Source organism: Arthrobacter crystallopoietes (assembly GCF_002849715.1).
GTDB classification, from domain to species: Bacteria; Actinomycetota; Actinomycetes; order Actinomycetales; family Micrococcaceae; genus Crystallibacter; species Crystallibacter crystallopoietes.
The window spans coordinates 3,962,910-3,987,735 of record NZ_CP018863.1 but is presented as its reverse complement, the minus strand read 5'-3'; the positions used below and the strand labels follow the sequence as shown (position 1 = coordinate 3,987,735).

At 65.3% G+C, this 24,826-nt stretch carries 24 protein-coding genes; 10 read left to right on the top strand and 14 right to left on the bottom strand.

Annotated features, from left to right (window positions below):
- Window positions 1–109 precede the first annotated feature (109 nt).
- Complete coding sequence (locus AC20117_RS18365) at window positions 110–1,552, top strand: SDR family NAD(P)-dependent oxidoreductase (protein WP_074702420.1); 1,443 nt, start codon at window positions 110–112, stop codon at window positions 1,550–1,552.
- A gap of 30 nt (window positions 1,553–1,582) precedes the next feature.
- On the opposite strand, the gene AC20117_RS18360 is transcribed toward AC20117_RS18365, so the two are convergent.
- From AC20117_RS18360 to AC20117_RS18345, 4 genes are read right to left on the bottom strand one after another with little or no spacing between them, the layout of a single operon-like run.
- Window positions 1,583–2,578 (bottom strand): adenosine deaminase, encoded by a 996-nt coding sequence (locus AC20117_RS18360; RefSeq protein WP_236777365.1) that lies wholly within the window; start codon window positions 2,576–2,578, stop codon window positions 1,583–1,585.
- A gap of 17 nt (window positions 2,579–2,595) precedes the next feature.
- Window positions 2,596–3,447: a transglutaminase family protein gene (locus AC20117_RS18355; protein ID WP_074702422.1), complete on the bottom strand. Its 852-nt coding sequence runs from the start codon at window positions 3,445–3,447 to the stop codon at window positions 2,596–2,598.
- Window positions 3,444–4,370, bottom strand: a complete 927-nt coding sequence (locus tag AC20117_RS18350) for an alpha-E domain-containing protein (protein ID WP_074702423.1) — start codon at window positions 4,368–4,370, stop codon at window positions 3,444–3,446. Before AC20117_RS18350 ends, AC20117_RS18355 begins: the two co-directional genes overlap by 4 nt.
- Before the next feature lie 37 nt (window positions 4,371–4,407).
- Window positions 4,408–5,973: a circularly permuted type 2 ATP-grasp protein gene (locus tag AC20117_RS18345; RefSeq protein ID WP_074702424.1), complete on the bottom strand. Its 1,566-nt coding sequence runs from the start codon at window positions 5,971–5,973 to the stop codon at window positions 4,408–4,410.
- A 102-nt stretch (window positions 5,974–6,075) separates the two neighbouring features.
- Here AC20117_RS18345 and pepN point away from each other — a divergent pair, with 102 nt between their 5' ends.
- On the top strand, window positions 6,076–8,697 hold the full coding sequence (pepN, locus tag AC20117_RS18340; RefSeq protein ID WP_074703417.1) for an aminopeptidase N: 2,622 nt from the start codon (window positions 6,076–6,078) through the stop codon (window positions 8,695–8,697).
- Here pepN and AC20117_RS18335 read toward each other — a convergent pair whose 3' ends face one another.
- Window positions 8,698–10,728, bottom strand: coding sequence for a transcriptional regulator (locus tag AC20117_RS18335; RefSeq protein ID WP_074702425.1), 2,031 nt, complete (start codon window positions 10,726–10,728; stop codon window positions 8,698–8,700).
- 165 nt (window positions 10,729–10,893) lie between these two features.
- Between AC20117_RS18335 and AC20117_RS18330 the strand changes: the two genes are divergently transcribed.
- Window positions 10,894–11,835, top strand: coding sequence for an alpha/beta fold hydrolase (locus AC20117_RS18330; protein WP_074702426.1), 942 nt, complete (start codon window positions 10,894–10,896; stop codon window positions 11,833–11,835).
- Here the strand turns inward: AC20117_RS18330 and AC20117_RS18325 are convergent.
- From AC20117_RS18325 to AC20117_RS18300, 6 genes are all read right to left on the bottom strand, one after another.
- A complete protein-coding gene (locus tag AC20117_RS18325; RefSeq protein WP_074702427.1) occupies window positions 11,730–12,791 on the bottom strand; it encodes a lipoate-protein ligase LplAB in 1,062 nt (353 codons plus the stop codon). The two genes, AC20117_RS18330 and AC20117_RS18325, sit on opposite strands and share 106 nt — an antisense overlap.
- Before the next feature lie 82 nt (window positions 12,792–12,873).
- Window positions 12,874–13,431: an NADPH-dependent FMN reductase gene (locus AC20117_RS18320; protein WP_074703418.1), complete on the bottom strand. Its 558-nt coding sequence runs from the start codon at window positions 13,429–13,431 to the stop codon at window positions 12,874–12,876.
- A gap of 161 nt (window positions 13,432–13,592) precedes the next feature.
- On the bottom strand, window positions 13,593–13,847 hold the full coding sequence (locus AC20117_RS18315) for a type B 50S ribosomal protein L31 (protein ID WP_074702428.1): 255 nt from the start codon (window positions 13,845–13,847) through the stop codon (window positions 13,593–13,595).
- Between the two features lie 177 nt (window positions 13,848–14,024).
- Entirely contained in the window at window positions 14,025–14,831 is an 807-nt protein-coding gene (locus tag AC20117_RS18310) for a TrmH family RNA methyltransferase (protein ID WP_074702429.1), read from the bottom strand.
- Window positions 14,828–15,604 carry a sulfite exporter TauE/SafE family protein gene (locus AC20117_RS18305; RefSeq protein ID WP_074702430.1) on the bottom strand — a complete coding sequence of 259 codons (777 nt, stop codon included), beginning with the start codon at window positions 15,602–15,604 and terminating at the stop codon, window positions 14,828–14,830. The genes AC20117_RS18310 and AC20117_RS18305 overlap by 4 nt, the downstream gene beginning before the upstream one ends.
- Before the next feature lie 13 nt (window positions 15,605–15,617).
- Complete coding sequence (locus tag AC20117_RS18300) at window positions 15,618–16,406, bottom strand: ABC transporter ATP-binding protein (protein ID WP_074702431.1); 789 nt, start codon at window positions 16,404–16,406, stop codon at window positions 15,618–15,620.
- A 129-nt stretch (window positions 16,407–16,535) separates the two neighbouring features.
- Here AC20117_RS18300 and serB point away from each other — a divergent pair, with 129 nt between their 5' ends.
- Complete coding sequence (gene serB / locus AC20117_RS18295) at window positions 16,536–17,429, top strand: phosphoserine phosphatase SerB (protein ID WP_074702432.1); 894 nt, start codon at window positions 16,536–16,538, stop codon at window positions 17,427–17,429.
- 118 nt (window positions 17,430–17,547) lie between these two features.
- On the opposite strand, the gene AC20117_RS18290 is transcribed toward serB, so the two are convergent.
- Both AC20117_RS18290 and fabG read right to left on the bottom strand, forming a co-directional pair.
- Window positions 17,548–18,300 (bottom strand): SDR family oxidoreductase, encoded by a 753-nt coding sequence (locus tag AC20117_RS18290; RefSeq protein WP_074702433.1) that lies wholly within the window; start codon window positions 18,298–18,300, stop codon window positions 17,548–17,550.
- 152 nt (window positions 18,301–18,452) lie between these two features.
- Window positions 18,453–19,175 (bottom strand): beta-ketoacyl-ACP reductase, encoded by a 723-nt coding sequence (gene fabG / locus AC20117_RS18285; RefSeq protein ID WP_074702434.1) that lies wholly within the window; start codon window positions 19,173–19,175, stop codon window positions 18,453–18,455.
- Window positions 19,176–19,329: 154 nt separating this feature from the next.
- On the opposite strand from fabG, the gene AC20117_RS24245 reads away from it, so the two are divergent.
- From AC20117_RS24245 to AC20117_RS18270, 3 genes are read left to right on the top strand one after another with little or no spacing between them, the layout of a single operon-like run.
- Entirely contained in the window at window positions 19,330–19,866 is a 537-nt protein-coding gene (locus tag AC20117_RS24245) for a DUF3099 domain-containing protein (RefSeq protein ID WP_083340016.1), read from the top strand.
- A complete protein-coding gene (locus tag AC20117_RS18275; protein ID WP_074702436.1) occupies window positions 19,863–20,111 on the top strand; it encodes a hypothetical protein in 249 nt (82 codons plus the stop codon). Before AC20117_RS24245 ends, AC20117_RS18275 begins: the two co-directional genes overlap by 4 nt.
- A gap of 3 nt (window positions 20,112–20,114) precedes the next feature.
- Window positions 20,115–21,008 (top strand): SURF1 family cytochrome oxidase biogenesis protein, encoded by an 894-nt coding sequence (locus AC20117_RS18270; protein ID WP_074702437.1) that lies wholly within the window; start codon window positions 20,115–20,117, stop codon window positions 21,006–21,008.
- A gap of 27 nt (window positions 21,009–21,035) precedes the next feature.
- On the opposite strand, the gene AC20117_RS18265 is transcribed toward AC20117_RS18270, so the two are convergent.
- Entirely contained in the window at window positions 21,036–22,634 is a 1,599-nt protein-coding gene (locus AC20117_RS18265) for an ABC-F family ATP-binding cassette domain-containing protein (RefSeq protein WP_074702438.1), read from the bottom strand.
- 185 nt (window positions 22,635–22,819) lie between these two features.
- On the opposite strand from AC20117_RS18265, the gene AC20117_RS18260 reads away from it, so the two are divergent.
- The 3 genes from AC20117_RS18260 to AC20117_RS18250 are packed head-to-tail and all read left to right on the top strand — an operon-like array spanning window position 22,820 to window position 24,811.
- Window positions 22,820–23,482, top strand: a complete 663-nt coding sequence (locus AC20117_RS18260; protein ID WP_074702439.1) for a biotin transporter BioY — start codon at window positions 22,820–22,822, stop codon at window positions 23,480–23,482.
- A gap of 1 nt (window position 23,483) precedes the next feature.
- Complete coding sequence (locus tag AC20117_RS18255) at window positions 23,484–24,191, top strand: energy-coupling factor ABC transporter ATP-binding protein (protein WP_074702440.1); 708 nt, start codon at window positions 23,484–23,486, stop codon at window positions 24,189–24,191.
- Window positions 24,188–24,811, top strand: a complete 624-nt coding sequence (locus AC20117_RS18250; RefSeq protein WP_074703419.1) for an energy-coupling factor transporter transmembrane component T family protein — start codon at window positions 24,188–24,190, stop codon at window positions 24,809–24,811. Before AC20117_RS18255 ends, AC20117_RS18250 begins: the two co-directional genes overlap by 4 nt.
- Window positions 24,812–24,826: the final 15 nt, after the last annotated feature.

Below are 24,826 nucleotides of genomic sequence, written 5' to 3'. Positions count from 1 at the left end.
CCCTTGTCCCCGGGTTCAACGGACGGAGCCCGGGGGCAGTAAACTTGGCAAGGCCCGGTATCGATGCGGGCCTTCCCCTGCCAAGTCTTCCGGAGTGAAACAGCACCACATGAGCAAGCCAGACCTGACCCCGGAAGAAATCGCCGCGTGCGTGAAAGTGCTCGAGCAGATCCATGTCCTGGATGAGGACCATCCGGACTATGTGGCAGTGCGCCGCGCCACCGGGAAGATGTTCAAGTCCGTCAAGCGGCACCGCAAGATCCAAAAGCGCGACGCCGTTGCTGCCGCCGACCGGGAGGTCATGTCGCGGACTGCTACCGCGGCCGAGGACCGGATCGACGACGAAACCCAGGGGCTGCAGCTAACCTCCTCCGCCCGGGGCGATGTGGCCGGACATCTGCTCCGGCCGCGGAACTGCTACATCTGCAAGCAGCCGTACACTCAGGTGGACGCCTTTTACCACCAGCTCTGCCCGGAGTGCGCCGCATTCAGCCATAGCAAGCGGGAAGCGCGGGCCGACCTGCACGGCAAGCGTGCCCTGCTGACCGGCGGCCGCGCCAAAATCGGCATGTACATCGCCCTGCGGCTGCTGCGCGACGGCGCCCACACCACGATCACGACCCGTTTCCCCAAAGATGCCGCACGCCGTTTCATGGCGCTGGAAGACAGTGCGGACTGGATCCACCGGCTGCGCATTGTCGGGATCGATCTGCGCGACCCGGCACAGGTTATCGCCCTGGCAGATTCCGTCGCCGAAGCGGGACCGCTGGACATTCTCATCAACAATGCCGCCCAGACCGTGCGCCGCTCCCCCAATGCCTACCGGCCACTCGTGGACGCCGAATCGGAGCCGCTGCCTGCCGGGGCCGGCACTGTCCCCGAACTGGTGACCTTCGGCCACGCCCATGACAAGCATCCGATCGCCCTGGCCGGCTCGGTTTCCTCCCATCCCGTGCTCGCGGCGGACGAGATCACGGCCCTGGCCTTGACCGCCCGTTCTGCAACGCCGGACCGGATTAGCAACGGAACAGCGATCGACGCCGGTGGACTGGTGCCGGACATCACGCACATTAACAGTTGGACGCAGGTTGTCGACCAGGTGGATCCGCTGGAAATGCTCGAAGTCCAGCTGTGCAACGTGACCGCGCCGTTCCTGCTGGTCAGCCGGCTGCGACCCGCCATGGCTGCTTCTCCCGCACGGCGGAAGTACATCGTGAACGTGTCCGCCATGGAAGGCCAGTTCTCGCGCCGCTACAAGGGGCCCGGCCATCCGCACACCAATATGGCCAAAGCATCATTGAACATGCTCACCCGGACCAGCGCCGAAGAAATGTTCACCGAAGACCGCATCCTGATGACTGCCGTGGACACCGGCTGGATTACCGATGAGCGGCCGCACCACACCAAGATGCGGCTGGCCGACGAGGGTTTCCACGCGCCGCTGGATCTCGTCGACGGTGCCGCCCGTGTCTATGACCCCGTGGTCCAGGGCGAAGAAGGCATGGATCTCTACGGCTGCTTCCTGAAGGACTACAAGCCCTCACCATGGTAGGGCCGGTCACAAGCCGAGAGCTATGTGGTGCTACTGGTGCTGTTGCCGCCACTGTTCGACCTCGGCCAGCAATTCGCGCCGGCGTGTGTCCGTCAGGAAGGCTGACCTCACCGAATTTGCGGCCAGATCGGCCAACTGGGCACTGCTGAAACCGAAGGCCGCACGTACCTGGCGGAAATTCTCGTCCATATAACCGCCGAAGTACGCTGGATCGTCCGAGTTTACCGAGACGTTCAGGCCGCGCTGCAGCATCTGCGGCAGCGGGTGCTCGGGCAACGTGTCCACTGCCCGCAGGCGCACATTGGATAGCGGGCAGACAGTGAGCGGAACCTGCTCGGCAACGAGGCGCTCTACCAGTTCCTCGTCCTCCATGCACCGGATACCGTGGTCGATCCTATCCACGGCCAGCAGGTCCAGCGCCTCGCGGATGTAGTCGGGCGGCCCCTCTTCCCCTGCGTGTGCTACGCATTTGAGGCCCGCTTGGCGGGCCCTCTCGTATAGCGCCACGAAGTTCCGGGGCGGATTGTCCCGCTCGGCTGAATCCAGGCCGATACCGATGATCGGTACTTCCATCTCAAGCAGCTCGTCCAGTACGGCGAGTGCCTCTTCCGCGGGGCGATCCCGCAGGAATGCGGCTATCAGCTCGGTGCTGACTCCGAATTCGGATTCACTCTTCGCCAGCACTTCGGCAACGGCTCCCACCGAGGTGGCCAAGGGAATTCCGCGGGACAGGTGGGCCTGCGGGTCCATCATGATTTCCGCGTGGCGTACCCCCGCGGCAGCCGCGCGCGTTAGGTACGCTCTGGTCATGTCGGCGAAATCATCCGCGGTCCGGAGTACGGCCATATTGCTGTAGTACAGGTCCAGGAAGGACTGCAGGTCGATGAACTCATAGTGCCGGCGCAGCTCTTCGATATCTCCATACGGCAGCTCGATGCCGTTGCGTTCGGCGAGCCGGAAGATCAGCTCCGGCTCCAGCGTTCCCTCGATGTGGATGTGGAGTTCCACGGTAGGTAGCTCGGTCATTTCGCTCCTCTGCGTCTTCATGCCAGCCGGGTTACCTCGACCTGCACCTTGAGTTCGGACCGTCCGCCGCCGGAGAGTATGCCCTTTAGCGGAGAGACGTCGCGGTAGTCCCTGCCGCGTGCCACGGACACATGCAGGTCGCTGATCGGGCCGGCGTTGGTGGGATCCCAGCTGCGCCATTCTCCGTCCCACCACTCCAGCCAGGCGTGGGACTCCCCCGTTACCGTCTCCCCGATCCCCGCGTCCGGCTTGGGATGCAGGTACCCGGAGACGTACCGGGCCGGGATACCGAGGCCTCGCAGCGCGCCGATGCCCAGATGCGCCAGGTCCTGGCAGACGCCCTTGCGGTGGTTCCATACTTCCTCAGCGTTGGACTGCACCCCTGTTACGCCGGGGACATACTGCATTTCCGCCTTGAGCCAGGCCATCAGGGCGTGGGCGGCCTCATGCGGCGGCAGGCCATCCGTCAATTCGCGCACGGATTTCCCGACCTCCTCGCCGGGCTCGCTGAGACGGGTCTGCGGCAGCCAATCGGCATAGTCGTCGAGGACCGGATCCGACCGCAGCACGTCCCAGTCCGCTGGTTCCTCCGCTGCCGGGATCCGCTGGCTGCGGTGGACCTCTACCGTGGTCAGAGACGTGACTTCGAGAAAGTCGTGCGCCGTCTGCATGTCAAAGGCCGTCACCCGGGTGCCCCAGTAATCGCGGTAGTTACTGACGACGGCGCTCGATGGGCTGACCGTCAGGGATGATTCCAGCACCACTTGCTGGGAGTCGGTGAGGGGCGTCATCCGTGCCTCGTTGTAGGAGAGCGTGACGCTGCGGTCGTAACGGTATCCGGTCCGGTGTTCTATGCGCAGCCTGCTCATGACACTTCCCCTACCCAGGACAGATCAATGGGCTGGGCGAAGTAGGTCCGGGTAACGGCATCGGAAGCCTGGGCACAGGCCCTCTGCACGCGGTCCATATGCTCGGGCAACTCGGCCAGCAGGTCATCGGGCTGGTGGAACTCCAGGAAGGTGCGGGCCTGGCCGACAATCCTGCGCGCGTCGTTGATGAAGCCGATCCGCTGGTAGGACGGATCCAGGCGCTCGAGAGCCTTTTCGGCGTCGCTCAGCGCGTAAACAATGGACCGCGGAAACAACCGGTCCAGCAGCAGGAACTCCGCGGCCTGTTCTTCACCCGAGGCCCCGCGCCGGGTGCGGAGAAAGGACTCGTAAGCTCCCGCGCAGCGCAGCATATTCACCCAGGACAGCCCCGCAGAGAGCACCCCCTGGGTGGAGAGCATGCGGGCCGTCATGTCCGCCCTTTCGAGGCTGCGGCCCAAGGCAAGGAACTGCCAGCTCTCGTCGTGGCTCATAGTGGTATCGGCCAGGCCTTTGATCATGGCCGTGCGTTCCAGCACCCAGTGGCAGAACCGGTACGTGCCCACCACATCCTTGCGGTGCTGGCTGAGCCCGTACCAGGTGGTGTTCAGCCCTTCCCAGAGCGTTGAGGAGACGGTCTCGCGCGCCCGGCGGGCGTTTTCGCGTGCGGCTCCGAGGGCACCGGCGATGGACGTCGGACTCACGCGGTCATAGGCGAGCTTGTTCAGCAGATCACCCAGGCCGAAATCGTCAGTGTCCGGGCGCGAGCCCATGATCCCAAGCAGTTGCCGCGCTACCAGGCGCTGCTCGTCCGGCTGCAACTGGTTCAGCCGCTCCAGATTGACGTCCAGAATGCGCGCCGTGCCATCGGCTCGTTCCACATACCGGCCTATCCAGAACAGGGATTCCGCAATGCGGCTCAGCATCGGTTCCTGCCTCCTTGGTTCACTGTCACAACGTCCTTCACTGTTCCGGCTGGCTGTCGGGCCAGTTTGAATCCACGGGCCAGACACTCGCCCGTTCCCGCACCGGCGGGGCAGGCACAACCGCAGGACTGCCGATCGTTTCGACCTGCGCGTCGGCCGAATCGTCGGCCAGCACCCAGGTGTCCTTGGACCCGCCGCCCTGGCTGGAGTTGACGATCAGCGACCCCTCCTTCAGCGCCACCCGGGTCAATCCGCCGGGCAGCACCCAGACGTCGTCGCCGTCGTTAATCGCAAAGGGGCGCAGGTCCACATGCCGGGGACTGAACTGGCCGCCGGACATGGTGGGCACCGTGGACAGCTGGAGCACCGGCTGGGCAATCCAGCCCCTTGGATCCCGGAGAACTTTGGCGCGCAGCGTCTCCAGCTCCTCCTTGGTGGCATCGGGCCCGATCACCAGCCCTTTGCCGCCAGAACCGTCCACCGGTTTGACCACCAGTTCGTCGAGCCGGTCCAGGACTTCTTCGCGGGCCTGGGGTTCCTCCAGCCGGAAGGTGTCCACGTTGGGGAGGATGGGCTCTTCGCTCAGGTAGTAGCGGATCAGGTCCGGCACGTAGCTGTATACCAGTTTGTCATCGGCGACGCCGTTGCCAACCGCGTTGGCGATGGTCACATTGCCGGCACGGGCCGCATTGACGATGCCCGGGCAGCCCAGCACAGAATCGGATCTGAACTGCAGCGGGTCGAGGAACTCGTCGTCAATCCGCTTGTAGATCACGTCCACGCGCTGTTCGCCGCCGGTAGTGCGCATGTAGACCCGGTTGCCGCGGCAGATCAGGTCCCGTCCCTCGACCAGTTCCACGCCCATCAGTCCTGCCAGCAGGGTGTGCTCGAAATAGGCGCTGTTGAAAACGCCGGGAGTAAGTACGACGACGGTCGGATCCTCTGCGCCGGCAGGTGCGGTTTTGCGCAGCGCCGAAAGCAGCCGCCGCGGGTATTCCTCGACCGGCCGGATGGGCTGCTGCCCGAATGCCTCCGGCAGGCCCTTCGCCATGGCGCGTCGGTTCTCGATCACGTAGCTCACGCCGCTGGGTACTCGGACGTTGTCCTCCAGGACACGGAAAGTGCCGGCTTGGTCGCGGACCACGTCGATTCCGGCGATATGCACCCGCACTCCGCCGGCCGGATCGAAGCCGTACGCTTCGCGGTGGAAGTTGGCGCTGGAGGTGATGAGCCTGCGCGGGATGACGCCGTCCGCGACCACCGACATCCGGTTATAGACATCGTCCAGGAAGGCTTCCAGCGCCCGGACCCGCTGGGTGACGCCGCGCTCCAGAATGTTCCAGTCGGACCCGGAGATGATCCGGGGCACCAGATCCAGCGGAAAAGGACGTTCCTCGCCGGCGAAGTCGAAGGTGACTCCGCGGTCCAGGAAGGTACGCGCCATGGAATCTGCCCGGGCAGTGACATCCGCCAGCGTCAATTCGCCCAGCGCGGCCGCTACATGCGCATACTCGGCGCGCGGCAACTGGCCCGCGCCAAACATCTCGTCGAAGGCAGGGCTGCGTTTCGCCGCGGTGGCGTAGTCCTCAAACAAGTCCGACATGGCAAAAGCGTTTCACGTATTTCGCTCCGGCACACGCTTTTGCCCCACAACAGCGTGTTCACAGCGGACCGGTGCAGCGGCAGCCGTGGTTAAATGGGCCGGGTGAAGAACGAGAATCTTAGCCGGTCGGAAGCCCGCGGACGGTCAGAACTGATCGAAGTCGAGAACTACGACGTAGCGCTGGACCTGCGCAGCGTCCTGGACCCGGAGGCAACCGGCTACATCTCCCGCTCCGTCATCACGTTCAAGTGCAATGAACCGGGAGCCGGGACCTTTGTGGACTTCATCCACGATGGCATCCACTCGGTCATGCTGAACGGGATCCAGTTGGATCCGGACGCCGTCGTGGACGGCTCGCGCATCCACCTCGCGGACCTGGCCGCCGAAAACCAAGTCACCATCGTCGGTACTGCCCTTTACAGCCGCAGCGGTGAGGGACTCCACCGGTTCGTGGACCCCGCGGACGGCCGGATCTACCTGTACACGCAGTATGAGCCGGCCGACGCCCGCCGGGTCTTCGCCAACTTCGAACAGCCCGACATCAAGGCCAGCTTCACCTTCAATGTCGCTGCGCCGTCGGACTGGCAGGTGTCCTCCAACAGCCCGCTGGCCGTGTGTGAGGAGATGGCCTCCACGCCCGGATTCTCAATCTGGCGCTTTGCCCCGACAGAGCGCATCTCCACCTACATCACCACTGTCCTCGCCGGGCCGTACCACGTCGTCGAGGACAGTTGGAAGCGCACCCTTGCGGACGGCACCGAACTGGAGGTCCCGTTGGGCGCCTATTGCCGGTCATCGCTGGCGGAGGCCTTCGACGCGGCGGAAATCTTCGCGATCACGAAGGCCGGACTGGACTTTTTCCACGAGCTGTTCGAGTACCCCTACCCCTTCGGCAAGTACGAGCAGGCCTTCGTGCCCGAATACAACCTCGGTGCCATGGAAAACCCCGGGCTGGTCACCTTCACCGAGACCTACGTCTTCAAATCCCGGGCCACCGATGCCCAGTACCAGGCCCGCGGAAACACCATCATGCACGAAATGGCGCATATGTGGTTCGGCAACCTGGTCACGATGCAGTGGTGGGACGACCTCTGGCTCAAAGAGTCCTTCGCCGACTACATGGGCTCGCTGGCGCTGGTGGAAGCCACCAGGTGGAAGGACGCCTGGGTCGCCTTCGCCAACCGCCGCAAGGCCTGGGCCTATGTGCAGGACCAGCTGCCGACTACGCATCCGATCGTCGCCGACATCCGGGACCTGGAGGCCGCCAAGCAGAATTTCGACGGGATCACCTATGCCAAAGGCGCCTCGGTGCTCAAGCAGTTGGTCGCCTACGTTGGCTTCGACGCCTTTATCGGTGCCGCCCGCCAGTATTTCCGGGACAACGCCTACTCGAACACCACGCTTGACGATTTCCTGACCGTCCTCAGCGACGCCTCGGGGCGGGACATGGCCCGCTGGTCCTCACTGTGGCTGCAGACTGCCGGCATTTCCACGCTGGTTCCGGAGATTGAGTACGACGGCGGCCGGCTGGCTCGGGTGCGGCTGCTCCAGGATGCAATGGATCCCGTCACCGCCCGGACCGTGGACCGGCCGCACCGGCTCCGGCTGGGCCTCTACGACTTCGACGCCGGTGGTGCGTTGGTGCGGACCGATTCAGTGGAGCTGGATCTGGCCGGGGCCGCAACGGACGTTCCGGAGCTCGCGGGGCGGCCCGCCCCGGCGCTGCTGCTGGTCAACGATAATGACCTGACTTATGCCAAGGTCCGGTTTGATGCCGCCTCGCTGCAGACCGTGCTCTCTGCCCTGGATAAGATCACCGATCCGTTGGCCCGTGCCTTGTGTTGGTCGGCCTTATGGAACATGACCCGCGACGGACTGCTGGCACCGGCAGACTACCTTGGCGCCGTCGAACGCTTCGCTCCCGCCGAGTCGGACAACGGCGTGCTGCAGGTGCTGCTCGACTGTGCCAGGACCGCTCTGGACCGCTACCTGCCGGCGGCTGAGCGGACGGTACAGCGGGAGCGGTTTGTTGACTCCGTGCGGCTGCACCTAGGGAAGGCCGCGGCCGGCAGCGACCAGCAGCTGACCTGGGCCCGGTCCCTGGCCGCGCTATCCCGCTCGACGCCGCGCTGTGCCGGCTACATCGCAGACCTGCTCAAGGGCACTGAGCGCGTTGCCGGGCTGACACTGGACACCGACCTGCGCTGGCGTTTCTGGCAGGCAATCGCCGCCACCGGCCACGCCAGCCAGGAGCAGCTGGACACGGAGTTGGCGTCGGACCTGACCGCAGCCGGCAGAGCCGGCCACCTGACAGCCATGACTGCGCGTCCCGATCCTGCCGTTAAGGCGCAGGCCTGGGCAGACGCAGTGGCCGGCTCCGAACTGTCCAACCAACTGCTCGATGCGACCATCGACGGCTTTACCGCCGCCGGCCATGAACTGTTGGACCCCTACATCGAGCCTTACTTCCAGAGCATCGAAAGCGTCTGGGCGCAGAAGAGCATCGAGATCGCCAGCCGCATTGTCAGGGGCTTCTATCCCCTCGCCCAGGACCTGGAGCCGGGCACCGAACCGCGGCAGCACGCCGTCGTTGTCCGTACCGATGAATGGCTGGCCGGCCACAGCGACGCGCCGGCCGCTCTGCGCCGGATCGTCATCGAGCAGCGCGACCATCTGCTCCGCGCCCTCACCGTGCAGGGGCGGCAGCTGGTCCAGGCGTTCTGATCAGGTTACCCAGGCCCCGTTGACGCGTGAGTCTGGGAGATAGACGCAGTAAGTCCCCGTCCGGATGGCCCGCCCGAGATGCTCCGCCAACGGCGGGTCGTGCTCACGAATCCGGTCCATGGCATGGCGGATTGCCCGGGTCACGCTGACGCGGGCGCGTTCGGATGCGGAGCCGGCGCGCCGGCCACGCCCGCTGAGTCCGACGGCCCTCGATAGCTCGCGGATGAGGAACTCGCGTTCCGCCTCCGCCTGGACAACGCGTCCGCGGTCCCGCAGGAGACGGGCCTCATCGAGGTCCTCATCGATCTCAGCGAGCCGCCGACGGTAGGCGTTCTTCGCCTGGTGGTCCAGCATGGGGCCTGCGTCTCCCCAGCCGGAGGACGCGAGCTCGGGATCAGGCAGACCCGCATGGACTGCGGCCGGATCAGTCCCGCTCGCTACGAGGTCGAGCACGTGGAACTCCCTGCCGGGATGTGCGAGGAGCCGCGCCAAGTAGTGAAGCCCCTTCAGATCGCGCAGGGCAACAGTGTTTTCCTCGAAGGAGATGAACCAGTAGTCGCCTGTCCGGCGGAAGGAGTTGGACCCGCGTTTGCGCTCTTCTGCCTTATGGCCTGCTCTGAGGCTTTCGACGGCGGCATCGGCAGCCGCCTGCTCCAGGCCGGCACTGATTTCATCCCCCGCGACGCGGTGCGCCTGTGCGAGCCCGGTGCGCGCCAAGGCGACTTCGTAGGGCGCTCCTACCAAGCTCCACAGCTGCACGGCACTCTGGAAGGCACTCCGGGCGCCGGGCACCTCACCGGCAGCGAGCTGCACCCGCCCGTTCGCCATGGCCGCACTGGCAGACAACGCTCTGCTCTTGAACGAGGCGGCTATCTGGGCAAGTTCGTCGGCGGAGTCACGGGCGGCCACGAGGTCTCCGGCCGCCGCTTCGATCTCGACGCTCGCGGCCAGCAGCGGTGCCCGGCGTAGTGCGGTGTTCGGCGGGAGTTCCTTGGAAGGGACGGTCACGGGATGTTCGAGCGAGTCCCGGATGGATGCGGCCGCCAAAGCCACATCGCCCTGGGCCAGCCGCACAAGGGCGAGTCCCGGTTCCGGATCCCAGCCAGCCTGGCGAGCTGCAAGGAAAGCTTCCTCCGCACCATTTAGGTCGCCCAGCTGGTATCGCACGCGGCCCAATTCTGTAAGCGGCCACCCGAACTCGCGCCGAAGGTATGGCCGGAGCTCCGCGCAGGCCGCCAGGGCCACCTGCTCCGCTTCGGCGGTTGCCCCGCGAAGCCGCAGGATCTGGGCACGGTGGACACGGCAGCGACCATGGGTGCTGCCGATACCGTTTCCGTGGCGCCACCGCTCCATAGCCTCCGTCCACTCTTCGGCGAGGTCGTACTGAGCGAGCCCCTGGAGCATGCACACGAGCTCGCAGTAGACCATTCCCGTCGATACGGCATCCAGTTCACCGGAGACAGCGGCCACCGCGGCTTCGTCGACAAGTGTCAGGCCCCGGCGGACGTCCCCCTCCAGAATTACGGCGTGCGCCTCTGCCACCCTGCCGACGGCAGCCGCTGCCGGGTTGCAGCTCGATCCCACCTCGACGGCCCGGCCGGCCCATTCGCGTGCGGCGCCGACGTCGCCTATCAATAGGCGCTCGTAGCTGTTGATGACCGCCAGCCAGGCATGGACCGGCGTCTCCTCCTGCCCCGCCAAGAGCCGCTCTGCCCGTTTGACCCATCCGCGGATCGGCGCCATCAGAGCAGTATCCATGAGCAGATGCAAGGCAACGCGGGCAGCCGCACCGGCCGCTGCGATCGGGTCGCCAAGGCGCACAGCCTCCGCATGCGCGCGTTCCCATGCCTGGATCGTCACGTCGAGATGACCGGCGGCATAGGCGGCGTCGGCCAGAAGCCCCAGGTCCTGCACTGAAAGCGGGCCGCGCGCGTCCAGTCCGACGAGCAGCTCGTACGCCTGCGACCACTCGCCGCTGGAGTATGCCTCGCGCGCCTGCTTCACCAGTGGCGCTTCGGCGTCGTCGGACATCGCTCACCGATCCGCAGGCAGTGCCTGCTCAGACCCGGCCCCGGCGTAACACCGAGGGTTACCCAAGTAACAGTGTTCCTCACGCATAGGGGTTTACCAAGCCCGATACCCAGGCCGCGGGAGACGCCGCGAGCCGGGGACGGGCCACTCACAAGGAGCGTCAAAATGAACACGAACCAGAAGAAGGTGCCGTCATCGGGCACGGTGCAGGCCAACGGGCAGGTGCTGTATTACGAAATCCACGGAGCAGGACCTGCCCTCGTCCTGGTGATGGGAATAGGCTACGACTCGTCGCTCTGGACGCTGGCCCAGGTCCCTGCCCTGTCTACCCAGTTCCGGGTGGTCTTGGTCGACAACCGGGACGCGGGCCGCAGCTCGAAAGCCAAGCATCCTTACGCCATTGCAGACATGGCGGACGACCTGTGCGGCCTGCTTGACGCGCTGGGGATTACCCGGACCCATCTGTTGGGGCTTTCCATGGGTGGAATGATTGCGCAGGAATTCGCCCTACGGCACGCCGACCGGCTGGATCGGCTGGTGCTCGCCGGAACGGGAGCTGCGCCGGCACGAAGCGCCGTCGACCCGATCCAGATCTGGAGCTGGGTCAAGGCGAACGACGCTGCGGGGCAGGTGTTTGGCGGGCAGCAGTTCGTGTCGCTGTTCTCCACGGCCTTCCTCCGGAACCACGAGGCCGTGCGGGACACTGCCGCGCTGTTGGCAAGCAATCCGTATCCGATGAGTCCCGAGGCCTACGGGCGGCAGGCAGATGCCTACCTGCAGTTCGACGCCCTGGACCGGCTGGGCGCAATCATGGCACCCACTCTGGTCCTCGTTGGCGAGCAGGACTTGCTGACGCCACCCTGGATAGCACGCGAGGTCGCCGACGCGATCCCCGGCGCACGTTTCGAAGTCATCCGTGGAGACGGGGCCTCGCACGTTGCGGCGATCGAGCGCCCCGACGACTTCAACCGCCTCGTTTCGGACTTCCTTGCGCCGAAAGATCAGGGCACGCGGTTGAGCCATTCGTCGGTGGCGAACTTGGTGGCCGCGAGTTCCTTGGCGGCAGCCATTTCCTCTTCGGAAACCCCGGCTTCCACCGCACCATAGCGGTCCTTGAACGTGTCCATCATGGTGGTGATGATCTCGGTGCGGGACAATCCGGTCTGCCGGCGCAGCGGGTCTACCCGTTTTGTGGCGCTGCTGATGCCCTTGTCCGAGATCTTCTCCTTGCCGATCCGGAGCACGTCGGTCATCTTGTCCGCGTCGATGTCATAGGACATGGTCACGTGGTGCAGCATGGAACCGCTGGCCAGCCGCTTCTGCGCGGCCCCGCCGATCTTGCCTTCCGGCGTCGCAATGTCATTGAGCGGCTGGTAGAACGCCTCCACGCCCACCTTCTTCAGCGCGGCCATGGCCCAGGCGTCCAGGAACGAATACGAGGCTTCGAAGGACAGCCCGTCCACGAGCGTCTGCGGCAGGTACAGGGAGTACGTGATCGCGTTGCCATGCTCCATGAACATGGCTCCGCCACCGGTGATCCGCCTGACCACCGTGACGCCGTGGCGCTCGGCTCCGTCCGGATCCACCTCGTTGCGCACCGACTGGAAACTGCCGATGACCACTGACGGCTCGTCCCAGTCCCACAACCGCAGGGCGGGCGGCCGTTTGCCTTCGCCCACACGCCGCGCGAGTACTTCGTCCAGGGCTACGTTGAGGTGGATGGGCAGCGCCTGCGGCCCGATGACCTGCCAGTGATGGTCCAGCCAGCCGGTCGCCTTGGCCAAGGCGCGCCGCACGGCCACGGCCACCGCATCGGCCGAAAATCCGAAAAGCACGACGTCGGCCGCCAGCCCGGCGGAAATGGCTGCGGAATACTCGGCGTGGCTGGCCTCCGCGGAGAGGCCGTTCAGGGCCGCGTTGATGTCCGCCAGCGCCTCGTCGGGTTCCAGGAAGAAGTCGCCGCTGATCGAAACGTTGGCCAGCCGGCCCTCAAGGACGTCGAGGTCGGCGACAACCAGTTTGCCGCCGAGGACCTTGTATTCACCGTGCCGGTGTTCTGACATCTGCGCTCCCTGTGCTCCACGCCTACCAACTTAACGTTCCAGTCTTACCACCGACGGCGGTCCTTGCGCGAAGCGGGGTGGGTCAGCTGCGCAGCGTCTTCATCGCCCCGGCCCAGGCAATGACCTGATCGAACAGCGGGGTGAGGGCCTCGGTGGCCTCGTCCGTGGGCACGAAGTCCTGGTCGTCGTCGAATTCATCGTCGAAGGGCAGGAAGACCTGTGCCCTGACGTCGGCCAGCTGCAGTTCGGCGGCGATCCCGCGGAGGTGTTCCACCACGCGGGTGCCGCCGGCACTGCCGTAGCTGACAAATCCGGCCGACTTGTTGTTCCACTCCGCGTACAGGAAGTCGATGGCGTTCTTCAGGGCGCCGGGGACAGAATGGTTGTATTCCGCGGTGACGAAGATGTAGCCGTCGAACGGGGCGATCTTCGCCGACCAGGCCTTGGTGTGGTCCTTGCTGTACTGCCCGGTGGACGGCGGCATCGGCTCGTCGAGCAGAGGCAGGTTCTGCTGGGCGACGTCGACCAGCTCGAACTCGGCATCGGTGCGCTGGCGGGCGTGTTCATAGACCCAGTTGGCCACGGGCGAGCCGGTGCGGCCGGGGCGGGTGCTGCCGAGAATGATCGCGATTTTCAGCATGGCGGACTTCTCCATTCGACGAAGGCGGTTCAGTCGTGCTCGTGTCTGCGGCTGGTGGGCCTAGTCGCATCCTAACCTCCGAGCAGCTTGAGAGTCCGGTTAAAGCACGAATGCCCGCACCGGAACGGTACGGGCATCCGCGGAAAGCTGCGGGCGAAGAACTACTTCTTGCCGAAGCCCTTGAAGCGTGCGTTGAAGCGCTCCACGCGGCCGGCGCTGTCCATGATGCGCTGCTTGCCGGTGTAGAACGGGTGCGATTCGGAGGAGATTTCAACCTCGATCAGCGGGTAGGTGTTGCCGTCTTCCCACTCAACAGTCTTGTTGGAACCAACAGTGGACTTGGTCAGGAAGGAAACGCCGGACGCCAGATCGCGGAAAACAACCGGGGCGTACTTCGGGTGGATATCAGACTTCATTGTGTAACCTTTGATCGCGCCCCTGGATTTTGCCAGCGGCTTTAAGGATTGGAAAGAGAGCAGTCCACACAGGACCAGCAATAAACACTACCGTATTCCAGCCCGCACGTCGAAACCGGACGGCACGCGGATTTTGGCAGTGGGGCCGTCGCGGCGCGCACCCATGCTCCGGACATTTCAGTCCGGGCGGCATGCCCAGAAAGCAACCGCACTGGCGGCGGCCACGTTGAGGGAATCCACGCCCGCGCGCATCGGGATCATCACTTTCAGATCGACGCCGGCCAGGGTCTCCGGCAGCATGCCCGCGCCCTCGGTTCCCAAGACCAGGGCAAGCTTGTCGAAATCGCGTGACTCGAGTTCATCGAGAGTGATGGCGTCCTCGGTAAGTTCCAGCGCCGCCGTCGTAAATCCTTCCTGGCGCAGCAGGGCGAGTTCGCCCGGCCAATCCTCCAGCCGTGCCCACGGGATCTGGAAGACCGTACCCATGCTCACCCGGATGCTTCGGCGGTACAGCGGATCCGCGCAGCGGGGGCTGATCAGGACCGCGTCCATTCCCATGGCGGCGGCGGAACGGAAAATGGCACCGACGTTGGTGTGGTCCACGATGTCTTCCAGCACCGCCACGCGGCGGGCGCCGGAGAGAACCTCGGCCACCGGCAGCGGGGCAGGCCGGTTCATCGCGGCCATGGCACCACGGTGCAGGTGGAAGCCGGTGATCGCTTCGAGGACCTCGGGCGCGCCGACGAACACCGGGACGTTCGGGAACCGGCTGATCACATCCTCCAGGTCCGCCAACCATTTCTCGGCCAGGAAGAAGGACCGCGGCATGTGGCCGGCGGCGATGGCCCGGCGCAGCACCTTGGAACTCTCCGCGATGTACATGCCTTCGGCCGGTTCGCGGCGCCGGCGCAGGGCGGTGTCGGTCAGCTGGGTGTAGTCGGCCACGCGGGGATCCTGGGCCGAGGACAGGTGCTGCAGGTTCATGCGATGAGGTTCGAAATCATCACGTAGAGCGCCACGAGGCCCAGGACAACGATGATTCCGCGCAGGACAATGGGCTTGAGCCGCCGGCCCACGGCGGAGCCTGCCAACGCCCCGATGAGGGAACTGACCGCGATGATGAGCACCACCCACCAGTCGATCCGGTCGAACGCGAAAATCATGTAGGAGATGGCCGCAATGATGTTGACGCCCAGCACCAGCACGTTCTTCATGGCGTTGGCCTGCTGGATGGTGCCGTGCAGGAACACACCCAGGATCCCGACCAACAGGACGCCCTGGGCGGCGACGAAGTAGCCGCCGTAGACACCGGCGAAGTAGACCAGGAACAGCAGCACCCAGGGGTGGCTCTTCTCCCGGGCCTGGGCGGCCTCGCGTTCACGCACCCACTTCTGCAGGCGGGGCTGGAAGACCACGAACAGCAGGGCGATCACGATCAGGAACGGGGCGGCATATTCAAAAACTGCCTCGGGCAGGTTCAGCAGCAGCGCTGCTCCGGTTATGCCGCCGAGCAACGAGGCAGGCAACAGGACCTTGAGAGTGCTGCGGAGCCCGGAAAGTTCACGCCGGTAGCCGTAGACTCCCCCGACGTTGCCGGCGATCAGCCCCATGGCATTGGAGATGGTCGCCGTCACCGGGGCGAAGCCGAGCGCCACCAGGACAGGGAAGGTGACCAGCGTGCCGGAACCGACAATGCTGTTGATCGTTCCGGCCCACAACCCGGCCAGGGCGATGATTCCGGCCTGAAGTAAATCCATCTAGGGGCAGGGCTTAGCTGCGCCGGGCGACGGCGGTGTAGCGGCCACCGTCTTCCTTGAGCTCAAGCGGCATATCGAAGGCGGAGCTCAGGTTTTCTTCGGTCAGGACTTCGGCAATGGGGCCCTGCGCCACCACGCCGCCTTCGCGCAGGAGCATGGCATGGGTGAAGCCCGGCGGTACTTCTTCGAGGTGGTGCGTGACCAGGACCAGGGCCGGAGCTTCGTCGTCGGCGGCCAGTTCGCTCAGGCGCTGCACTAGGTCCTCGCGGCCGGCCAGATCCAGTCCGGCGCCCGGCTCATCCAGCAGCAACAGTTCCGGATCCGCCATCAGGGCGCGCGCAATCTGCACGCGCTTGCGTTCGCCTTCGCTCAGGGTGGCGAACGGGCGGTTCAGGAAGGTGGACATGCCCCACTGGTTCAACAGCCGGAAGGCGCGGCGTTCGTCCATCTTTTCGTACTGCTCGCGCCAGCGGCCGGTGACACCGTAGGAGGCGGTCACCACCACGTTGAGGACCGTTTCGTGCTCGGGGATCTGGTTGGCCAGCGCCGCCGACGCCAGCCCGATCCGGGGCCGCAGCTCAAAAACATCCACCGAGCCCATGGTCTCTTCGAGGATGCCGGCTTCGCCCTTGGTAGGATGGAGACGGGCACCGGCGATCTGCAGCAGTGTCGTCTTACCGGCACCGTTCGGACCGAGAATAACCCAGCGCTCACCATCCTTGACCTGCCAGTCGACGCTGTCAAGCAGGGTCTTGCGCCCGCGGACAACGCTGACTCCGGCAAATTCAAGAACATCGCTCATAGGAGTAGACATTAGGCTAAAAGCCGTAGCATTCGCCAAACGCTACGCCGGTTACCGATGATGGGATCCGGCACATTTCCCCGTTGTTTATCCCTCCGGCCCCGCCGTGAAGACAAGGATCTATCCCGCATGCTCTCGCTTTTCCGCGTTGTTTCCTTCGGCGTCGAACTCCCCGACGATTACCTTGCCGCCGTCCAGCACGCCGTGTCCGAAGCCGGCGGGGACATTGTGGAACTGGAAAACTTCACCAACGACCGCTTCAAGGCCACCATCCTGGCCGTCGGGTACGACGGCGATACCGCGGCCGGCCTCTCTGCGCTGCGGGCGGCGGTCAAACCAGTCATCACCGATACGTTGGGAACGGCGGTCATGCCGGCCGAGCTGGCGGGACCGCACCGCAAGATGCTGATCATGGACGTGGACTCCACCCTGATCAAGCAGGAAGTGATCGAACTGCTGGCCGAGCATGCTGGGAAGCATATGGAAGTCGCTGCCCTGACCGAAGCGGCCATGCGCGGCGAACTGGACTTTGCCCAGAGCCTCCATGCGCGGGTGGAGACGTTGCGGGATTTGCCCGTGGACGTGACCGAACGGGTCCGGGAGACAGTTCAGCTCTCTGACGGGGCCGCCGAGCTCGTGGAGGCGTTCCTGGACGCGGGCCATGTGGTGGGGGTGGTATCCGGCGGCTTCAGCCAGATCCTCGACCCACTGGCCGAGGATCTGAAACTCCATTACTGGCGGGCCAACCTCCTGGGAACGGCGGAAGGTGCGCTGACCGGACTGGTGGATGGCGCCGTCGTCGACCGGGCTGCCAAAGAAGCCTCGCTGCGCGAGTGGGCCGAGGCCGAGAACATCGACCTGGCACAGACCATCGCCATCGGTGACGGTGCCAACGACCTCGACATGCTGGCCGCCGCCGGCCTGGGCGTGGCCTTCAATGCCAAACCGGCCGTGCGCGAAGCCGCCGACGCCGCGATCAACATCCCTTATCTGGACGTCGCGCGGCTCTTCGCCGGTGTCTGACCGGCTTCGAGAGGTTCCGGGTCTTTCCGGCCGCGCTGCCTGTCAAGCCGCTTAAGCGGCCGGCGGCTGCGGCGGACGTATTCCGCTGCAGCCGCCGGCCAGGTCCCGGTTGAGGGACTCAGGCCTGGGTGTCCTGGAACCAGTCTGCTCCACCGACCAGCTCGGTATGACCGGAAGGAACGTCCGCCGTCGCCATCTTGGCAATCTCCACGGCAAACTCCTCGACCGAGTACAGTTTTCCGGCCGCCTCGCGGCGGGCCTCGATGGCCCCGGGTGCAGCGCGGTCCAGCAAGGTGGCGGTCACGGTGCCTTCGATCATGTCGCCGGAGACTACCACCAGCGAAATGCCCTTCTCCGCCAGCGCCGGCAGTTCGGCCCGCAAGGCATCCTCGCCGGCCCGCTTGCTCCGGGCCACCGGCTCGTACTCGGGCATCGTGGGTACGGTGTCGATGAAGTGCGCCTGATGGCTGGTGACGAAGACGACGCGCGAGCCTGAGGGCATGACGTCCACGGCGGCCTTGAGCATGTTCACCTGGGCATCACGGTTCAGGCGCATGGCGTAGTCCTCGCCCAGCCCTGTTTCCATGCCGCCGGACGCGTTGAGGACCAGCAGGTCCAGTCCGCCGAAGTTTTCCTTGGCCGCGTCGACCAGCGCCTGAGCGCCTTCCGGCACGGTGAGGTCCGCGCCGACCGCCACAGCACGGCCGCCGGCTTCTTCGATCTGGCCCACTACCTTGTTGGCGCGGGGCGCCTTCTGGCGGTAGTTGATGACCACGGAAGCCCCTTCAGCGGCGAGGTTCTTCGCTACGTCTGCGCCGATCCCGCGGGACGAACCCGTCACGATGGCCGATTTGCCTTCCAGTGCACCCATGGCTGCTCCTCAATTTTTGCGGGGTACTCCCCCAGCGCTTCCTTGTAGGAAACGCTTAACGGTAATGGTTGTCTGCTTCCATACTGCCAGTCGGCGAAGCCGGACCTGTTGTAGGAAACCGACAAAGCGCAGCCGAAGCCGTCCGGCCGGCGCTAGTGCCCCATGCCGAGGCCGCCGTCAACGGGGATGACCGCGCCGGAAATGTAGGCGGCCTCGTCGCTGGCGATCCAGCGAACCACATTGGCCACTTCCTCCGGCTCGGCGAATCGGCCGGCTGGAATGCTGGCAAGGTAGCTCTTCTGGGTATCTTCGGGCAGCTCGGACGTCATGTCCGTGTTGACGAACCCGGGGGCCACCACGTTGGCCGTGATGCCGCGCGAACCAAGCTCGCGGGTCAGCGACCGTGCCATGCCGACCAGACCGGACTTTGACGCGGCGTAGTTGATCTGGCCGGGGGAACCGTAGAGTCCGACAACGGAGGAGATCAGGACAACGCGGCCCTTCCGCAGCCGGATCATGCCCTTGGACGCCCGCTTGATGACGCGGAACGCGCCGCCAAGGTTCGTATCCACAACATCGGTGAAATCGTCCTCGCTCATCCGCAGCAGCAGCGTGTCGCGGGTGATGCCGGCATTTGCCACGACTACTTCCACCGGACCGTGGGCGGCCTCAACTTCGGTGAAGGCTGCGTCAAGGGAGGCGGCATCGGTGACATCGGCCTTCACGCCCAGCAGACCCTCGGGAACGTCACCGCTGCGGTAGGTGATGGCTACCTTATCGCCGTTGGCCAGAAAGGACTTGGCGATGGCCAGGCCGATGCCGCGGTTGCCGCCCGTGACCAGGACGCTTCGCCCGGTCTGCTGCTCGTTGCTCACATTTACCTCCGTTGAACGCGGTTTATTTCTAAAGAATCCTAGCCCTCTGCCGGCTGCGGACCCGCATGTGACCATGTCCATCCCGGCCATCCCGCCCATCGACTTCGTCTGGGTTCCGGCACGTGGGAGAATTGAGGTGGGTCTTTGGAGCGTGATGAATAAGCAGCCAGATGATGATCGGGAAGTCCTCAGCATTACGGACGTCCCCGAAAGCCACACAGACGAGATGCACCGTCGGATGGTCAAGTATTCCCTTGCGATGGGAATCCGCTTGGCCTGCCTTCTGCTGTTCTTTTTCATCGATGGTTGGGCCAGATGGCTCTTTGTAGCCGGAGCAGTCTTCCTGCCGTGGATCGCGGTCGTCATTGCCAATGGCGGCAGCGACCAGAGCAACCTCAAGCACAGCGATGCGTTGCTGGACCATGCACCCGCCGGTGAACTGGAGTCTGCGGAAGCCGCTGCGAAGGCCACCGAACCCGTAGTGGTGCCCGGCGAGATCGTCGACGAGGAGCAGGAACCCGGCACGGCGGCAGGACCCTCCGCAACCGGCGAAAGACCGGAACGGGCAACCGGCTCGGAAACGGTCCACCGGCGCGCGGGACCTACCGCGCCGGTTCATGACAGCTATGAAGTCTTCGAGGGCAATCTCAGCCCAGTGACGAAGCGCCGGAAGGACGAAAGCGCCGCGTGAGTATTTTTGACCAGCTGTCCGGAGGCGGGCAGCCAATGCCGGCTGAGACGATGTGCTCCAGAAAGGGCTGCCGCGCTGCCGCGGCCTGGCAGGTGCGGTGGAACAACCCGAAAATCCACACGCCCGAACGGCGGAAGATCTGGCTGGCCTGCGAGGACCACCGCGGCTGGCTGGAAGACTATCTCAAGCTGCGCGGGCTGTGGCGCGATACCCAGCCTCTGGACACTCCGGTAGAGGGAAGCTAGCTGATGTACCGTTTTCTGTTCAGCGCGAAGTGGCTGGGCTGGCTCCTCCTGGTCGCGTTGCTCGCCTCTGTCTGCGTGCTGCTGGGCAACTGGCAGATGGACCGCAGAGACCAGGCCCATGACGTTATTACCGCGATTGAATCCAATTACGACGCCGACCCCGTCGATTTTGAGACAGTGCCGGATATCTTCGCCGAAGCCGACGACGCCGAGGAATGGACGCCCGTGGTGCTGCGCGGCCAGTATGACGAAGCCGGCCAGCGGGTGGTGCGCAACCGCCCGCTCAACGGCCGTCCCGGATACGAGGTCCTGGTCCCGTTGAAGCTGGAATCAGGCCCGGCGGTCATTATCAACCGCGGTTGGCTGCCAATTGGCAATGACGTAGCCGGCCACCCGGACACGGTCCCGGCAGCCCCGGAGGGTGACGTCACCGTCGTCGCACGGGTGAAGCCGGGCGAATCGTCAGTGGACCGCGGCGCCCCGGAGGGACAGCTGGCATCGATCCAGCTGGACGAGTATGCAGCCGAGCTGGGCTACCCGGTCTTTAGGGGCGGCTACGGCTTGATGGCGGCCGAAAATCCCGCCCCGGCTGAGCGTCCCGCGCTCATGCCCAAGCCGGCGATCGATGAGGGCCCGCACCTCTCCTACTCCATGCAGTGGTACGCCTTCGGTGTGCTGTTCTTCGTCGGCTACGGCTATGCCGCACGGCAGCAGGCAAGAATGGACCGGCTGCAGGAGGAAGATGAAGAAGCTGGCTACCACGAGGCCAATCCCGCTCCGCGGCCGGCCGCGCAGAAGCGTTCCCGCAAGCGCCCCAGCGCCGAGGAAGAAGAAGATGCCGTGCTGGATGCCCAGGGGTTCCGCACGGATGGCTCGCTGCTGAGCGAGCGGGACTAAGCCCGCCGCCAGCGGCCCTTGGGGACCTTACGCGAGCGTGACCAGGTCCAGGTAGCTCTCGTTCCACAGGTCCTCCACGCCGTCGGGCAGCAGGACAACGCGCTCCGGGTTCAGCGCTTCCACTGCCCCCTCGTCGTGGCTGACCATGACGACCGCGCCGCTGTAATTGCGCAGCGCGCCTAGGATCTCGGCACGGCTGGCAGGATCGAGGTTGTTGGTGGGCTCGTCGAGCAGCAGCACGTTGGCCGAGGACGCAACAATGGTAGCCAGCGCCAAACGGGTTTTCTCGCCGCCGGAGAGCACACCGGCAGGCTTGTTGACGTCGTCGCCGGAGAAGAGGAACGAGCCGAGGATGTTGCGCACTTCGGCATCCTGCAGGTCCGGGGCGGCCGTACGCATGTTTTCCAGCACGCTGCGTTCGGTATCGAGCGTTTCATGTTCCTGCGCGTAATAGCCGATCTTGAGCCCGTGCCCGGGGATGACCTCACCGGTGTCCGGTGAGTCCACCCCGGCGAGCATCCGCAGCAGCGTGGTCTTGCCGGCACCGTTCAGTCCCAGAATCACTACTCTGGAACCGCGGTCAATGGCCAGGTCTACGTCGGTGAAGATTTCCAATGAGCCATAGGACTTGCTCAGTCCCTCGGCCGTCATCGGGGTCTTGCCGCAGGGAGACGGATCCGGGAAGCGCAGCGCTGCGACCTTGTCGCTGGCACGCACGGCATCCAGTCCGCTGAGCAGCCGCTCGGCCCGCTTGGCCATGTTCTGCGCTGCGACGGCCTTGGTGGCCTTGGCACGCATCTTGTTGGCCTGGTCCATCAGGACCCCGGCCTTCTTCTCCGCATTCGCGCGTTCCCGCTTGCGGGCACGCTCATCGGTTTCGCGCTGCAGCTGGTAGCGCTTCCAGTTCATGTTGTAGATGTCGATGGTGGCGCGGTTGGCGTCGAGCAGGAAGACCTTGTTCACCGTGGCTTCGAGCAGCTCGGTGTCGTGGCTGATCACGATCAGTCCGCCGTGATGGTTCTTCAGGAACTCGCGCAGCCAGCTGATGGAATCGGCGTCCAGGTGGTTGGTGGGCTCATCCAGCAGCATGGTGTCCGCGCCCGAATAGAGGATCCGGGCCAGTTCGACACGGCGGCGCTGCCCGCCGGACAGAGTTTTGAGCGGCTGGTTCAGGATCCGTTCCGGCAGCGCCAGGTTGGAGGAAATCGCGGCCGCTTCCGCCTCCGCAGCGTAGCCGCCGCCCGCAAGGAACTCGGCTTCGAGCCGGTCGTAGCTGCGCATGGCCTTGGCCTGGACGTCCGCATTCTCGCTGGCCATGTCGGCCTGCGCGGCGCGGAGTTTGCCGGAGACGATATCCAGTCCGCGGGCGGAAAGAATCCGGTCGCGTGCCAGCTGGTCCATGTTCGGCGTCCGCGGGTCCTGCGGCAGGTAGCCAATGTCTCCGCTGCGGGTGACCTGACCTGCGGCCGGAATGCCCTCGCCGGCGAGAACCCGGGTCAGGGTGGTCTTGCCGGCTCCGTTACGGCCCACCAGCCCGATCTTGTCGCCCTTGTCCACACGGAATGACACCGCGTCCATGAGCAGACGGGCTCCAGCGCGCAGCTCAAGATCATTAACGGTAATCACAGGTGGGACCTCTCCAAAGGGAATATAAGGGAATGTGCAGTACACGATGCTGCAGAAATCAGCCTTTCCAGTCTACCGGCCCGTATGACTTCGAAGGAAACCTACAAACGATCCTGCCCGCGCAGGCGCTATTCTCGGTAGTTGGGGATAGACATGTTGTCCCCATGCCATAGAAGGAGCTTTCGATGCCGAAGCAGTCCGCCCACAATCGGAACCTTGCAGCCTCCGACGTCGTCAGCGGCTCCCCTGCCGCCGGAAACGCACCCGGCCGCCGCTCCTGGAACGGCACCGATCTGGCCCTCATCGGCGTCTTCGCCGCGCTGACCGCCGCATCGATCGCCGTTCCCCCGATCCCGGCCGGCAATATCCTCGGTGTGCCCATAACGCTCCAGACGATGGTGGTTGCCTTGGCCGGACTGGTTCTCGGCGGCGCCCGCGCGTTCGCCGCGGTGGGACTGTATGTACTGCTTGGCCTGGTGGGCCTGCCCATTTTCGCCGGTTACCAGGGCGGCCTGGGCGTGCTGGCGATGGGGTCGGCCGGCTACCTGCTTTCCTTCCCCTTCGCGGCTGCGCTCATCGGCGTGCTGGCGCGGCCTGCGCTCCGGCGGGTCCGTAAGCTGACCACGCTGACCACGCTGTGGCTGTTCGGGGCGGCCACCGCAGGCACCGTCCTGACGCATCTGTGCGGGATCGTCGGCATGATGCTCAACGGCCAGCTGGCCTTCGGTGCCGCGCTGGTTGCCGACCTGCCGTTCGTCCCCGGAGACCTGGTCAAGAACGCCGCGGCTGCCGCGATTGCCGTCGGCATCCACAAAGCCTTCCCTGATCTGCTTCGCCGGCCCCGCTGACATGATCAAATTCCGCGACGTCCTGGTCCGTCCCGACTTCGCCGAAGACGCAGCTCCGATCCTGTCCGTGCCGCAGTTGGCGCTCGGAGAACAGCGCATCAGCATCATCGGCGCCAACGGCTCCGGTAAATCGACCCTGCTCAAGCTGATCAACGGCCTGGTCCTCCCCGACGCCGGAACTGTGGACGTTGACGGCCGCGATACGGCCAAACACGGGGCAGCGGTACGGCGGAAAGTCGCTTTCGTCTTCACCGACCCGCTCTCCCAGCTGGTCATGCCCACGCCGCTCGAAGACGTCGAGCTGTCGTTGCGGCGGATCCACCGCAACCGTACCGATCGCCGGAACGCGGCAATGGAAATCCTGACCGGCTTCGGCCTCGCCGCCCTGGCGGACCAGAGCATCTACCAGCTCTCCGGCGGCGAGCGTCAGCTGGCGGCGCTGGCCAGCGTGCTGGCAGTGGATCCCGATGTGCTGGTGCTGGACGAGCCCTCCACCCTGCTTGATTTGAAGAACACACTGCTGCTGCGGGATCGGCTGGCCTCGTTGCCGCAGCAGGTCATCCTGGCCACCCATGACCTGGAACTGGCCCGGGACAGTGAACGCACCCTCGTCGTGGACTCAGGCACAGTGGTTTACGACGGCGATCCGCCCGCCGCCGTGGACTTTTACCGCAAGCTTTGCGCCTGCATCCGGGAGCCGACGCCGTGAGGGGCCGGGCCCACCTGATCAGCGCCTACGTGCCGGGGCGCAGCTGGCTGCACCGGACGCCGCTGCTGCTGAAGTTCGTGCTGCTTGCGGCAGCCGGCATCACGGTGCTGGCCCTGCCCGGCGCCATCCCCCGCACAGCGGTGCTGGCCGTCGTCGTTGTCCTGCATGTGGCAGCGGGACTTCCGGTCCGGAAGCTGGTGACTCCCCTGCGCGCCATGTGGCTTTTCCTGCTGGTGGTGGTCGCCTATCGCTGGTGGGTCGACTCGCCGGCCGGAGCCCTGGCAGTGGTTGCGGCCCTGCTCACCTGCATCTATGCCGCCAATTTGCTGACCTCCACCACCGAGACGCAGCGGCTGCTCGACGGGCTGGTGGCGGCCGTGACCCCCCTGCGGCGGTTCGGCGCCGATCCCGAGCGCTTCGCCCTGACCATCTCCCTGATGCTGCGGAGCATCCCGTACCTGCTCGGGTCCCTGCACGATGTGCGGGATGCAGCCAAGGCCCGCGGTCTCGGCTCTTCCCCGCGCGCCATCGTGCAGCCCGTCATCATCGGCGCGGTGGCTTATGCCCGGCAGACCGGAGACGCCCTGGCCGCACGCGGACTCGGGGAAAAGGAGCAATAGCGCCTCCACTGGCGC